This is a genomic window from Ruegeria sp. K11 (genome assembly GCF_056531905.1).
The window spans coordinates 358,361-370,861 of sequence record NZ_JBQFMP010000003.1; the positions used below are offsets into that span (position 1 = coordinate 358,361).

At 58.1% G+C, this 12,501-nt stretch carries 12 protein-coding genes; 8 read left to right on the forward strand and 4 right to left on the reverse strand.

What is annotated here, in order from left to right:
- Positions 1–79 precede the first annotated feature (79 nt).
- From ACR0K4_RS06855 to ACR0K4_RS06870, 4 genes are all read right to left on the reverse strand, one after another.
- Positions 80–1,558 (reverse strand): hypothetical protein, encoded by a 1,479-nt coding sequence (locus ACR0K4_RS06855; protein WP_480853349.1) that lies wholly within the window; start codon positions 1,556–1,558, stop codon positions 80–82.
- Entirely contained in the window at positions 1,551–2,873 is a 1,323-nt protein-coding gene (locus ACR0K4_RS06860; RefSeq protein ID WP_480853409.1) for an amino acid permease, read from the reverse strand. The genes ACR0K4_RS06855 and ACR0K4_RS06860 overlap by 8 nt, the downstream gene beginning before the upstream one ends.
- Before the next feature lie 447 nt (positions 2,874–3,320).
- Positions 3,321–4,634 (reverse strand): type I glutamate--ammonia ligase, encoded by a 1,314-nt coding sequence (locus tag ACR0K4_RS06865; RefSeq protein ID WP_480853350.1) that lies wholly within the window; start codon positions 4,632–4,634, stop codon positions 3,321–3,323.
- Positions 4,631–5,530: a MurR/RpiR family transcriptional regulator gene (locus tag ACR0K4_RS06870; RefSeq protein ID WP_480853351.1), complete on the reverse strand. Its 900-nt coding sequence runs from the start codon at positions 5,528–5,530 to the stop codon at positions 4,631–4,633. Before ACR0K4_RS06870 ends, ACR0K4_RS06865 begins: the two co-directional genes overlap by 4 nt.
- A gap of 48 nt (positions 5,531–5,578) precedes the next feature.
- Here ACR0K4_RS06870 and ACR0K4_RS06875 point away from each other — a divergent pair, with 48 nt between their 5' ends.
- From ACR0K4_RS06875 to ACR0K4_RS06910, 8 genes are read left to right on the forward strand one after another with little or no spacing between them, the layout of a single operon-like run.
- Positions 5,579–6,352 (forward strand): N-formylglutamate amidohydrolase, encoded by a 774-nt coding sequence (locus tag ACR0K4_RS06875; protein ID WP_480853352.1) that lies wholly within the window; start codon positions 5,579–5,581, stop codon positions 6,350–6,352.
- The gene (locus ACR0K4_RS06880; protein WP_480853353.1) at positions 6,349–6,990 is read left to right on the forward strand and encodes a cysteine hydrolase family protein; all 642 of its coding nucleotides are present in this window, start codon (positions 6,349–6,351) and stop codon (positions 6,988–6,990) included. The genes ACR0K4_RS06875 and ACR0K4_RS06880 overlap by 4 nt, the downstream gene beginning before the upstream one ends.
- The gene (locus ACR0K4_RS06885) at positions 6,983–7,693 is read left to right on the forward strand and encodes an ABC transporter ATP-binding protein (RefSeq protein ID WP_480515998.1); all 711 of its coding nucleotides are present in this window, start codon (positions 6,983–6,985) and stop codon (positions 7,691–7,693) included. Before ACR0K4_RS06880 ends, ACR0K4_RS06885 begins: the two co-directional genes overlap by 8 nt.
- A gap of 29 nt (positions 7,694–7,722) precedes the next feature.
- A complete protein-coding gene (locus ACR0K4_RS06890) occupies positions 7,723–8,877 on the forward strand; it encodes an ABC transporter substrate-binding protein (protein WP_480853354.1) in 1,155 nt (384 codons plus the stop codon).
- A gap of 41 nt (positions 8,878–8,918) precedes the next feature.
- Complete coding sequence (locus tag ACR0K4_RS06895) at positions 8,919–9,623, forward strand: ABC transporter ATP-binding protein (protein ID WP_480853355.1); 705 nt, start codon at positions 8,919–8,921, stop codon at positions 9,621–9,623.
- A 1-nt stretch (position 9,624) separates the two neighbouring features.
- On the forward strand, positions 9,625–10,521 hold the full coding sequence (locus ACR0K4_RS06900) for a branched-chain amino acid ABC transporter permease (RefSeq protein WP_480853356.1): 897 nt from the start codon (positions 9,625–9,627) through the stop codon (positions 10,519–10,521).
- Positions 10,518–11,546, forward strand: a complete 1,029-nt coding sequence (locus ACR0K4_RS06905) for a branched-chain amino acid ABC transporter permease (protein WP_480515994.1) — start codon at positions 10,518–10,520, stop codon at positions 11,544–11,546. Before ACR0K4_RS06900 ends, ACR0K4_RS06905 begins: the two co-directional genes overlap by 4 nt.
- Before the next feature lie 3 nt (positions 11,547–11,549).
- A complete protein-coding gene (locus tag ACR0K4_RS06910) occupies positions 11,550–12,488 on the forward strand; it encodes an acetamidase/formamidase family protein (RefSeq protein ID WP_480853357.1) in 939 nt (312 codons plus the stop codon).
- The last annotated feature ends 13 nt before the right edge of the window (positions 12,489–12,501 follow it).

The following is a 12,501-nucleotide window of genomic DNA, read 5'->3' on the forward strand; positions in this document are numbered from 1 at the left end:
CTGGGGCAATCTGGCTGGCATTGATGCAGACGACGTGCCACTCGGCCTGACTTGGCTGCCATTCTTCCAAATACCTAATTCAGAGTTGCATCGCCCCCTGCCCCAGTCTCATCTGTTCTGTGCCTGAAATGGCAGCGACCGGGCCAAGGTTCTTCAGGTCAATAATCTGATCCGCGATCTGGCAGAATGTCGACCTGTCTGTGACACTTAAGGTCGCCGAGGACTTGTCGGAACTGGAGATCGCCGAGCTTGACAGGAGCAAGGAAATCAGCAGCAAGCCCTTGTCGACATCATCACCGGTTTGAAACAAAAGCACCTCATCGGGCAAAGCAATCTTGTGTCGATCCGATAAAACAGCTTCGGTCGCAGTGATTTTGGCCACAATTTCGCAAGCACTCTGCAAAGACGTCACCGTAGCGGCTGCCGCACGGAGTTTCGGGCCCCGCAACGCTGCTGCCAGATAAGCCCCGGGAAATGAGACATGGATATCGCGGGTACAATAAAGTGCTTGGTCGAACACCGAAAGGGAACGGCCTGACGCGATTTCAGAAATCACCAAACGGGCCTCCTCGGCACTGCTCAGATCATCCAGTGCTATCAGATCTTCCAACGCAACTTGGCTGGGCAGAAAGGTGATGCCGGTATCAATTGCCGATTGAATCCGGTTCAGAACACCGCCAAAGAAGATGCGGCTTTCGTCCAGAAAGGCGTCAAAGACCCTCTCGGGAATGGTGCATTCGCCGGTACTGATCAACAAATCTCCCAGGGGCGAGATTAGTCGGTCCAAAAAAGGCAGCCGCTTGGCAAAAGCGGCTTGCGGCCCCAAGGCACCCGGCGCGGCACACATCTTTTGCCATGTCGCTTGATCAAAATATTCGAGCTTGCCGTTACACCAGACCCGCTGGCCGCCCTTGTGTAAAAAAGTGGTGTAATGGGCCGGTGTGCCGAGTAAAAAGATATCCTCGAATGACACCCCGTGCAGAATATTGGCCAAAGCGGCAACCAATGTGGCTTCGTCCGCACAGATGGTGACCCCCATCGGCTTGTGTTTTTTGTGCCCTAACAACCGCCGCATGGCACGCAATCCGTCGATGGTCGAATAGTTGAAGATCGGGAATTTATCCTGATTGAGCACCGGAAAGATATCCAGCGCCGGTGTCAGCAATCCCTGTTCATCGCGCCTGCGAAAGTGCTGCCGTATGACATTAAGCGCATAGTTCACGCCTTCGGACCCCAACCGCTGACGAATGTCGGCCAATTCCGTAACGCCCACTTTTTCGGCTGTGCTCATAGGATAATCATGGGTGAAATGATGGTTTACATAGGCCAGCATCTCAGCGGTGATGTGCCTTTGCTGCAGGTGCGCTTCGTTCGGGTAAGCCGCACGCGCTCGGTCCAGAATCTTGTCCTTCAATTGCCACAGGGTCGGGCTCATCAAGTTTGCCAACATCAGAACTGTCAGCAATTGGGGATCGATCGCCGCCTCAAAAAGTGCCGGGTTCGCAGCGCGCGACAGTTTTTCTATGCGGTCCGACGGGATCAATGCCGTATCACTCATGTTCTCCCTCCGGGTCGGGCCTTTGCATCAGCCGGTTCACGACAAAAATCGGGATACCCCCAAGCAGCAGCAAAAAGCTCCACATGACGGCCTCGGCTCCGGACCCGAAAATGGTCAGCAAGGAAAACAGAAATGCGGTGGCGGCGATTGGCAGATACGTCCAGGGGTTGAGAAATCCCAGGCGTCGGCCAAGTGTCAGCAGGATCAACCCTTCCACACAGCAGCAGAACAGATAACTGACCATATCCGTCACGATCGACAGCTTGATCAGGTATTCATAGAGCCCAAGCAGAGAACTCGACGCAAAGGACTTGAACAACAGTATCGCGACCGACAGGGATGTTGAAATCAAGATACCCTTTGCCGGTACGCCCTTGCTGTTAAGTTCGCAAAACCAGCGTGGAAACAACCCGTGCCGGGCGGCGGCCAGAGGCACCTGCGCCATCAGAAGCGTCCACCCGTTCAGCGCTGCGATCGAAGACAGAATTGCCGCTGCGGCGATGACATATCCGGCCCAGTCGCCCCACATCACACTGGCCGCATCCGAAAACGGGGCGCTGGACTGCGCCAGGACTTCTCGGTCCATCACGCCCATCACGCTCAGGGTGCCAAAGGTGTATATGGTGGCGGCCAGCAATGTTCCGACAACGGTTGCAAAAGCGATGGTTCGCTGCGGATTTTTGACGTCACCGGCCGGAACCGTGGCAGACTCGACCCCTGTAAAGGCGAACATAATGAACGGCGCGGTGCCCGCCAGCGCCAGAAGAAACGAGTTTGGTGTCGGATTAAGTGGTGTGAAATGGCCCCATTCCACCCAGAACAACCCCAGAAAAGAAACGGCCAGAAACGGGATCAGTTTGATGCTGACCACGATCAGTTGGAACAGCCCGACCGTTTCGGCGCCTCGGAGATTCAGCAGACCGACGCCGATCACCATGACAAGCGCGATGCCAGTCGTGCCGCCGGGAACGTCTTTAAGTGCGGGGACGAAATAGAGGATGTAATCGGTGGCCCCTAATGCAATGGCCGGAAGGGCAACCCAGATCGATATCCAATATCCCCAGGCCACAAGAAACCCGGCGAAATCCCCAAACCCCAGCCGTGTATAGGCGTAAGGTCCTCCGGTTTCGGGCGCGACACGGCTGAGACGGGCAAAGATCAGACCAAGGCAAAGCGCTCCGATCGACATGATGATCCAGCCCACGATGGCAACCGCCCCGAACGGGGCCAAAGCGGCCGGGGCGAGAAAGAAGCCGGAGCCGATAATGTTACCGACCACCAGTGCGGTGCACGTCCAAGGCCCTAAGGTCCGCACAGTTTGAGGCGAGCTTGGCGTCTTTTCTTGCGTCGAACGGGTTTCCAATTCCTTTGACAATTGATCCTCTATTCCAACAGCTGCGGCGCGAAAACTGGTTTCAGGTGGAAATTCAAAGCTTGCTTCAAAGTCAGCTTGAATACCATGCAAATTGAGATCTGACAGGCGAGGACGATTTGCTTTGCCCGTTTTTGAAGGACTTGTGTGAAGTCACAATCGTCGAACGCGTCATTGGATCGATCAGTCCGACCGTGTAGCGACGCATTCGAACCAGCCTCAGATCCGCAGGCAGAGCGGCGCTGGGTACCACATCATGTTCGTGTAGATAGGCAGATGCGGGTTGAGTGCGTCAGCTTGGTAGCGCTTTAGCCAGTAACCCGTCAGACCCTGTTTAGCGGCTGCAAAAATCGGTTTAAGACCTGCTGCGGATGCCCGAACCAACCATGTTCAATACGTTTCTTCATACAGACGACAGCGCGCATCCGTGTCCATTTCCGCCGTTGCCTCGATTTCCGACAGTTTATGCGCGCGATACACTTGCGCAAAGCCGTCCGGCAGCCAACCCGTGACAACCGGGTTGTTGATGAACCGCTCCAATGCTTCTTCCAGGGTTTGTGGCAACCGCACCAACCCCTTTCCCGCCAGCTCATCGGGATCAAGCAAAGACAGGTCCTCTTCGGTCGGAGACGGCGGGGTCAACCCCTCTTCGATCCCTTGCGTCCCGGCCATGACGATGGCCGCCAACGCCAGATGGGGTGAGGCGGCCGCATCCGCAGCCCGGTATTCAATATTGAACTGCCGCTCGACCGAGGCCGGGTCTTTTGCCGTCACCGGACAAATGCGCAGAGACGCTTCGCGATCACGGAATCCAAGGTTGTTGAACGCGGCTGACCAGCGGTGCGGCGTAAGGCGTTCATACGAGATCACCGAAGGCGCGGTCAGCGCGAGTATCGCATCGAGGTATTTCAGCACTCCTGCAGCGAAAGCGCCGGTCAGGTCGGACATGCCGCATGGCCCGTCCGCGCTGTATGTCAGCGGTGCGCCTAGATCATCCAAAAAACTCATATGGATATGCACGCCGTTGCCCACGCTTGCGACGTCACGGATTGGCGTGTAAGTGGCCTGTTCGCCATAGGCCCGAGCGGTGGCATAGGTCAGTTCGCGCACCATGACAGCAGCATCCGCCGCTCGCACGCCGAGTTCCGGGCCGATTACCACCTCGTACTGGTTGGGGCCGTATTCCTTCATGATCGAATCCGGTCTCAATCCGACTTGCGAAATTGACGCGATCAACGTCTCACAAAAGTCACGTTGCAGATCGAACCCTTTATGCCCATAGGCCTCGTTGATCCGCTCCGGAGTGCCTTTTAACTGAAACTCGTGTTCGAAAGCAGCAAGGACGCGCGCGCCCGAGGCCTTGTGCAGTCGATCCAACGCGGACTTCAGCAAACCGCGCGTGCAGAAATCCCACCGCTCACCTTCCAGCGTGACAATGTCCCCCATCAGGAAATGCAGCCCGGGCTGCTCGCCAAAATCCACCTTTGCTTCGGCGGTCGCATCCGGGATCAACAACAGGTCACCCAACGCTCCGAACGGGCTGTCGGCAATTCCATCGAAGCAATTGATCTGAACATTGGTCGGCGTCCATCCGACCCCGCGCTGCAGCCGTTTATTCAGTTGATCAGCCGGAAAGGCCTTGCCGCGCAATTTCCCGGCCAGATCCGATGTGGCGGCAAAGATCAAAGGGGTCTTGGGCATCATGTGTTGGAATCCTGATTTAGGGATCGCATGGAGTCCCAGGCTTCGATGCGGGATTTCGTCTGGTCCCAGTTGTCTTCTGCAATGCGCGTTGCCAACGCCTCGGTAACGGCAAGGGCTGCGGTGTAGGTATCCCAGAGTGTGCCGCTTTCGATCGGCACCGGCAAGATTTCTGCGGCATGGCGCGATATTGGCGACAGCCATTTGTCCGTCATCAGCACAACCCGCACCCCACGTTGCTTTGTGGCAGTCGCCGCAAGCCCCACCAGCGCAGGTTGATAGCGGCGGAAATCAACCAGAAACAGGATATCTGCCGGTTTCATCCGCAGCAGGTATTCCGGCCAGACCTCGTTATTGGCCGGCAGATGATACACACCCCTGCGGGTCTGACGCAGGTGAAAGGACAGGTGCTGAGCAATGGTATCGCTGATCCGCCCTCCCAGAATATAGACATCGCTTTTGGGTTGGCTGAGCAAGGTACAGATGCGTTGAAACTGCGCCTCGGTGATGCCTTCAGCCGACAATGCCATTTGGGACGAGGCGCGCGCGATGAAGTCCCGCAGAAATCCGCCATCGACGTTGCGCCCTTCGCCGTGCAGATCAGTGGGCGAGCGTTCGCCTTCCTTCAGTTCGGACAACAGCGCCCGTTGGAATTCCTGGTACCCGCCCAACCCGATCTTGATCACAAACCGCGAGATCGACGGTGCTGAAACCTCGGCCCGGCGCGCCAGTTCCTGTATCGAAACCAATCCGGCATAGGGATAATCGCTCAGCAATGCAGCAGCCAGCTTTCGCTCGCTCGCGGTCATGTATTCTGCCTTGGATTCTATTCGTTGCCGAACAAGCAAACGGGTCCCTCCTGATTTCAACGAATTGCATGGAAGGAAAATTTCAGTCAATCCATTTCTTGTTGACTCTGAAAAAACTTGTTCTCTAACGTGACACGCATGATCACATCCGCCGCAACCGAGAACCTGCTGATGTCCGGAGACCCTGCTCCGGTGGAATGGGTGAACCAGTACAGCGACGCCCCGGTCATGCTGCTATGTGAACATGCGGGTCGGGCGATCCCTCAAAAGCTGGGCGATCTTGGTGTATCCGACGCGGTTCAGGCCAGCCATCGCGGTTGGGACATCGGGGCCGAAGCGGTTGCCAGACAGTTGGCAGACCGTTTGCAGGCGCCGCTGATTTTGCAGCGCTATTCTCGGTTGGTAATTGACTGCAACCGGCCATTTGATGCCCCGGATTCGATCCCCCCGCACAGCTTTGGCGAGCAAATTCCAGCCAATCTGAATCTGACCGCAAGCGAACGCGCCGCGCGGCAGAGCGAGATTATGGCCCCGTTAAATGCAGCCATCGCACAGATGCTTGACGACGCGCCGCGCACGCTGGCCATATCCATTCATTCCTTCACCCCACATGTCGCGGGTGAAGCCCGACCCTGGCACGCTGGGTTTCTTACACGTTCGGACCCCGCTACGGGTCAGGCCTTGATTGACCACCTCTCAGCCCAGCGCCCTGATCTGCACATGGCCCTGAACCAGCCCTACCAGATCGAAAGCGAAAGCGACTGGTTCATCCCGCATTTCGTCGAACCTCGCGGTCTGGCGCATTCTCTTGTCGAGATTCGCAACGACCTGATCCGCCGTCCTAAGGGCGCGACCGAGTGGGCCCAGCTTTTGGCAAGGGCTGTCGCAGGCATATTGGAGAACACATCGTGACCCTGACCCGGAATGTTCCTTTGACCCCAGCCCAGTCGGCGCTGATATTCATCGACGTGCAGAATTTTTCTGCACACCGGGAGGGTTCGGAATTCAAAGACGTGACCGCGCAGGAATTCCAGGACAAATACGGCTGGTATTTCGATCAGCTGGACGCCCGCGTAATCCCCAACATGCAGCGCATTCAAACCGCCTGCCGCGCCGCCGGGGTCGAGGTCATGTATACCAATATCGAAAGCCTGACTCTGGACGGACGGGATCGGTCGCTGGATTACAAGATTACCGGTTTTCATGTTCCAAAAGGCAGTTGGGACGGGAAGGTGATTGATCAGATCGCCCCCGTGGGTGATGAGATCGTGCTGCCCAAATCCTCGTCCTCGGTCTTTGTTTCGACGCATATCGATTACATCCTGCGCAATCTGGGCGTCCGGCAAGTCGTTCTGGCCGGTTTGATCACCGATCAATGTGTCGAAAGCGCAATCCGGGATGCCTGTGATCTGGGCTATCTGGTGACACAGGTCACTGATGCCTGCCTGACCTATACGCCCGAGCGGCACGAGCACTCTCTGCGTACAATCAAGGGGTATTGCCGACAGGTCACAACAGCCGAACTGGTCGAGGAGCTGGCGCGTGCTTGAGCTGAATGGCATCACCAAGACCTTTGGCGGCGTCCATGCGGTCGAGGATGTGACGATGTCGGTCACCGCAGGCGAGGTGCGCGGCCTGATTGGCCCAAACGGGGCGGGCAAAACGACGCTGGTGAATCTGATCTCGGGTCTGTTGTCTCATTCAGCGGGCAGCCTGTCGCTGGACGGCGAACCGCTGGATCGTTTGCGCGCGCATCAGCGCGCCGCGCGCGGTGTAGCACGGACCTTTCAGAACCTGCGGATATTTCCAAGCCTCAGCGTTGCACAGAACATAAACGTCGCCCGATACTCCGGAAGGGGCGCAGAAATTGTGGACGCCGCCATCGCAGAGTTTGGACTGGCCGACAAGCTCAATCAAAGTGCGGGTGCGCTGGCCTATGGGCAGCTTCGGCGGCTGGAAATCGTGCGCGCTTTGGCCCTGAACCCGCGGGTTTTGATGCTGGACGAACCAGCCGCCGGGATGAACGAACAGGAAACCGATGCCTTGGGCAGGTCGCTGACATGGGTCCGGGCGCATTCGGATTGCGCGATCCTAGTGATCGACCACGATCTGAAATTCATCATGTCGCTCTGCGACAGGATCACCGTTTTAAACATGGGCGCTGTCATCGCTGAAGGCGCGCCCGAAGACATAACCAAGAACCAAGAAGTTATCGACGCTTATCTTGGCGAAACCGATGAACGGGCCGCGTGACGCAGGCGGCTGCCAACAGGAGAATGAGTATGAAGAAGCTGACCTTTACCACTCTGACCGCCATGAGCCTGGCTCTGCCGGCTGTTGCCGAGGACACGATCAAAATCGGGCTCGGAGTGCCGATGACCGGCGATCTGGCGATCTATTCCGAATATCTGGGCGCGCGCTGTATGGCCGACATGATCAACGCCGAGGGTGGCGCGGGCGGCAAGAAGATCGAAGTGCTGGTTCAGGATTCCGCGGGCGACACGCAGGCGGCGATCTCACTGGCGCAGAAATTTCTGGACGAAGGGGTTGTGATGCTGGGCACCACGCCATTCTCGGACACGATGATCCCGGTGGCGCAGATTGCCCAACCCTACGGCGTGTCGATCTTCCAGCCGCAATCCACGCAGGTCGAAATGCATGCGGGCATTGTCGACAATTTCTTTACCGGCGTCTCGCCTGATCCGTTCACCGCTGCGGCCGCGGCCAACCATGCGCTGAGTGAGGGCGTCAGAAACGTGGTGCTTCTGACCTCGGACGAAGGTGGATCATGGTCCGCGCGCACCCCGCTTTGGTTCGGTCAGGTGATCGAAGAGGGTGGCGGCAAGGTATTGGCCAAGATGAATTTCAGCTTTGGCACGTCAGACTGGTCGCCGCAGATTGCCGACATGAAAGCATTGGGTGAGGATATCGACGCAGTCTATATCTCATCGATCATGCCGGATATCGGCGTTCTGGTCCGGCAATTGCGCAGCGCGGGCATCGATGCGTGGGTGGTGGGGTCTGATGGCTTTGACGACCCGTCGCTGGATGCCGTCGCCGCCGATGATCCGTCGATCCTGGACAAAGTGTTCTTTGCGACGCTGGCTCCCAGCCATGATGAAAGTGCGGTGGTCAAATTCATGGCCGATTGCAAGGAATTAGGCCACGATGTGCCCGGTCTGTTCCCCGCCACCGGCGCAGATACGGTCAAGGCAGTGGCTTGGGCGGTTGAAACATCCGGCAGCTCGGATCCGGCAGTCATTGCCGAGACTATCCGCAATGCGGACTCTATTCCGGTTCTGACGGTGGACAACATCTCGTTCAAGGACACGAAGACCTATGCCCAGCGCACGATCCCGGTGATCGGCTACAAGGACGGCAAGCGGGTTCTGATTTCGAACGAGATTCCCGAAAACACACCACAGGACTGGAACTGAGCCAACAAACGGGGGCTGTCCCTGCCCCCGTTCCCCAACCCATGCTGAATGTAGAAAACCTGATAGTTTCTCACGGTCCGATCGAGGCTGTGCACGGCATTTCCTTTGCCGTGGAAAGGGGCCAATGCGTGTCCTTGCTGGGCCCGAACGGGGCTGGCAAGACCTCGACCATCTCGGCGCTGATGGGCGTCGTCAGATCGACCGGAATGATCACCTTTGACGGCGATGACATATCGGCCCTGCCGGTTGAAACGCGTGTGCAGGCGGGCATGTCCGTGGCCCCGGAAGGGCGGCGAATTTTTTCGAACCTCAGCGTCGAGGAAAACCTGCTCTTGGGCGGCGCGACCCGCCCTGATCGCGACGGCAAGGACGCCGACATTGCCCGCTGGCTTGAAACTTTTCCAATTTTGGGTCAGCGGCGGGATCAGCTGGCGGGGACCTTGTCGGGCGGAGAACAACAAATGCTGGCCATCTCACGCGCGTTGATGACACGGCCTAAAATCCTGCTGCTGGACGAGCCCAGCCTGGGATTGGCGCCTAAGATCGTCAGTCAGATATTTCGGATGATCGAGCAGCTGAAAGCAGACGGCATGACCATCCTGCTGGTCGAACAAAACGCGACTCAGGCGCTACGCCTGTCCGATTACGCCTATCTTCTGAACAACGGGCGGATTGTGGCGGAAGGGACACGGGAAACACTGGGTCAGAGCAGCGCGCTGATGGCAGAATTGACGGGGATCGCCTGATATGGAGTACGTGGCCCAGCAGGTGATGAATGCCCTTGCGTTCGGCGCAGAATACGCACTGATCGCTTTGGGGCTGGCGATTGTCTTTTCCATCATGGGGCTGGTGAATTTTGCCCATGGAGAGGTCATCGCGGTAGGCGGCTATACCATGGTAGCCTTCGCAGCACTGGCGTTGAACAATCCATTCATTGTCATCGGCGGCGCAATCGCAGCCGCCATCCTGATGTCCCTCGCGCTGGAGCGCGTGGCGTTCCGGCCCGTGCGCTATGCGGACCCGACGACCGGCCTGCTGACCGCCTTCGGTGTCTCGATCATCCTCCAGAATGTGTTTTTGCTGGCAGTCTCGCCGCGCCCGGTGGCCGTCACATCGCTGTACTTTCTGGAATGGCCTATTCAGGTGTTCGGCGTTCAGGTGTCGTCACTTCAGGTGTTCGAAGCAGTGACGACAGTTCTGGTGATTGTCGGACTGATGCTGTTTCTCAAACGCACGACGCTCGGCCTGGCGATGCGCGCGGCCTCACTGGATTTTGAGATGGTGCGCATGGTCGGCGTCAAATCCAACCGGGTGTTTGCCGTGGCCTTCATGGTGTCGGGCCTTCTGGCCGGGCTGGCCTGTATCTTCATCATGGCGCGACGTGGATCGGTCGATCCGCATCTGGGGTTCAACCCCGTGCTCAAGGCCTTTGTCGCCTGCGTGGTTGGCGGTTTTGGCAGCCTGCCCGGTGCCGTGTTAGGCGGCTTCCTTCTTGGCGGGATCGAGGTCGCGATGCTGGTGCTGCTACCTCAGGAATATGGCGGCATGAAAGACGCCTTTGTCTTTGGCATCATCGCCCTTGTTCTTGTCTGGAGGCCTGACGGCATCCTGTCCCCCCCGACCGAAAAAGGGGACAAGATATGATCCTGAACCCCAGTCAGAAACGGGGGTTGATCGGTGCCGCGATCCTGGCCGCTGTGCTGATCGCCATAGGTTTGGTCGTGACCTATTTCGGGTCGCGCTATCAGCTGCGGCTGGTCTACAGCGCTTACGTGAACCTCTTGGTCGTTCTGGCGATGCAGGTGTTCATGGGCAATGCGCGGCTGACCAATCTCAGTCATAGCGCATTCATGGGGATCGGGGCCTATGTTGCGGCCATCTGCGTAACCCCCGTGACGGTCAAGGCGATCTCGTTGCCAGACGCGCCTTGGGGGTTGAATGCCTTTGCGCTGGACCCGGTAACCTCGGCACTGCTGGCCATTCTGATCACTGCAGCGCTGGCCGTCGTCGTGGGCTTGTTTGTCGTGCGCCTGACGGGGTCGGGGGTAACCATCTTTTCCCTCGCCGTTTTGGTCATCGTACATTCAGTGTTTTTGTACCGCACGGATATCTTCAAGGGAAATCAGGCGTTTTTCGGTATTCCGCAAGTGTTTTCGTTGACCTCTATCGTGATCCTGTCCGTGGTCGTCGTGTTCGTCGTGCGCCTGTTTAGGGAAAGCCGCTGGGGCATCCAGTTGCGCGCCTGCGCCGATGATGAGGTCGGCGCGGCGGCGATGGGTGTCAACATCCGCAGGCTACGCCTGATCGCCTGGGTTCTGTCCGCAGTGCTGCTGGCGGTGGCCGGGATTGCGTATGCGTTCTTCCTTGGCACGATCAGCGCGCGGCCCTTCTATTTCAATCACGTCTTTCTGACGCTTGCCATGCTGATCCTCGGAGGGATGCGGACAGTGACCGGCGCTGTGCTGGGCACATTGCTGATCTCATTCGGTCTGGAATGCGTCCGCTGGCTGGAAACCGGCCCGGTCCTGCTGGGCATCGACCTGCCCGAGGTGTTGGGCCTGTCGGGCATTGCGCTTGGGACGGTGATCGTGCTGACAATGGCCTTGCGCCCTGGCGGGATCATGGGCGACCACGAAATCGAGGACCTCGTACTGAAAAAGCAGGAGTGAGTCATGGGCTGCAACCACACCATTCACAAACACAACCACCATTTCGGCTGGGACAACTCCATCGACCCCATCCTGAGCATCGATCCCGGCGAAACGGTCGAAGTTGAAACCATCGACAGCTCGGGCGGGCAGCTGAATGCCTCCTCGACACTGGCCGATCTGGGAACGCTGTCGTTCGACAAGGTTAACCCGGTCACCGGACCGATCCACATCAAAGGCGCCGAGCCGGGAGACACGGTCGCCATCGAATTTCTGGATTTCAAGCCCTCGGGCTGGGGCTGGACCGCTAACATCCCCGGCTTCGGTTTGTTGACTGATCAATTCCCCGATGCGGCGCTGCATATCTGGAAATACGATGCCAATGCGATGACCCCTGCCCTGTTCGGCCCCGGCGGCAAGGTGCCGCTCAAGCCGTTTGTGGGTACAATCGGGCTGGCGCTGGCAGAGCCGGGGTTGCATTCGGTCGTGCCCCCACGCCGGGTCGGCGGCAATCTGGACATCCGCGACAATTGCGTGGGCACAACGCTGTATCTGCCGGTCGAGGTGGCGGGCGGGATGCTGTCGCTGGGCGACACACATGCCGCGCAGGGGGACGGAGAGATTTGCGGCACTGCCATCGAAAGCCCGATGGACGTCGCCATCAAGGTTGATCTGATCAAGGGCGAGAACCTGCCCTACCCCCGGTTTGAAACCAGCGGCCCCGTCACCCGGCATTTTGACGGTTCGGGCTACAAGGCCACAACCGGCATCGGAGAAGACTTGATGCAGGCCGCCCGCGATGCGGTTTCAGGTATGATCGACTGGATTTCCGCCACAACAGGTATGTCCACTGCCGAAGCCTATATGTTGTGCTCGGTCTGCGGCGACCTGCGGATCAGCGAGATCGTGGACCTACCGAACTGGACCGTGTCGTTCTACTTTCCGAAATCCGTGTTGGATTGAAGAAAGCTGCGGT

Excerpts from the sequence above, each read along its gene's own strand:
- ACR0K4_RS06855 (WP_480853349.1), bottom strand. The coding sequence starts at position 1,558 with ATGAGTGATACGGCATTGATCCCGTCGGACCGCATAGAAAAACTGTCG.
- ACR0K4_RS06865 (WP_480853350.1), bottom strand. The coding sequence starts at position 4,634 with ATGATGCCCAAGACCCCTTTGATCTTTGCCGCCACATCGGATCTGGCC.
- ACR0K4_RS06875 (WP_480853352.1), top strand. The coding sequence starts at position 5,579 with ATGATCACATCCGCCGCAACCGAGAACCTGCTGATGTCCGGAGACCCT.
- ACR0K4_RS06890 (WP_480853354.1), top strand. The coding sequence starts at position 7,723 with ATGAAGAAGCTGACCTTTACCACTCTGACCGCCATGAGCCTGGCTCTG.
- ACR0K4_RS06895 (WP_480853355.1), top strand. The coding sequence starts at position 8,919 with ATGCTGAATGTAGAAAACCTGATAGTTTCTCACGGTCCGATCGAGGCT.
- ACR0K4_RS06900 (WP_480853356.1), top strand. The coding sequence starts at position 9,625 with ATGGAGTACGTGGCCCAGCAGGTGATGAATGCCCTTGCGTTCGGCGCA.
- ACR0K4_RS06905 (WP_480515994.1), top strand. The coding sequence starts at position 10,518 with ATGATCCTGAACCCCAGTCAGAAACGGGGGTTGATCGGTGCCGCGATC.
- ACR0K4_RS06910 (WP_480853357.1), top strand. The coding sequence starts at position 11,550 with ATGGGCTGCAACCACACCATTCACAAACACAACCACCATTTCGGCTGG.